The sequence below is a fragment of the Pseudomonas sp. HY7a-MNA-CIBAN-0227 genome (assembly GCF_040310325.1).
Taxonomy (GTDB): domain Bacteria; phylum Pseudomonadota; class Gammaproteobacteria; order Pseudomonadales; family Pseudomonadaceae; genus Aquipseudomonas.
In genome coordinates this window covers 1-284 of record NZ_JBEOPT010000082.1, presented here as the reverse complement: position 1 = coordinate 284, position 284 = coordinate 1, and the positions used below count along the sequence as shown (strand labels likewise).

Genomic DNA, 284 nt, shown 5'->3' with positions numbered 1-284 from the left:
ACTCAGCAGACCGTGTGGTCGAAATGCTCAAGGGCGCCATGGCTGAATGCCGCCTGGGCAACCCGGAACGCCTGTCGGTGGACATCGGCCCGGTGATCGATGCCGAAGCCAAGGCGGGTATCGAGAAACACATCCAGGCCATGCGCGACAAAGGCCGCAACGTTTACCAAGTGGCGATTGCCGACGGTGAAGAGATCAAGCGCGGCACCTTCGTGATGCCAACCCTGATCGAGCTGGAAAGCTTCGACGAACTGCAACGCGAGATCTTCGGCCCGGTACTGCAC

Annotated in this window: 1 protein-coding gene; it reads left to right on the top strand. The window is 60.6% G+C overall.

Annotated features, from left to right (window positions below):
- A partial coding sequence (locus AAEZ06_RS27070) for an aldehyde dehydrogenase family protein (RefSeq protein WP_350617158.1) occupies positions 1-284 on the top strand: 284 nt, incomplete at both ends.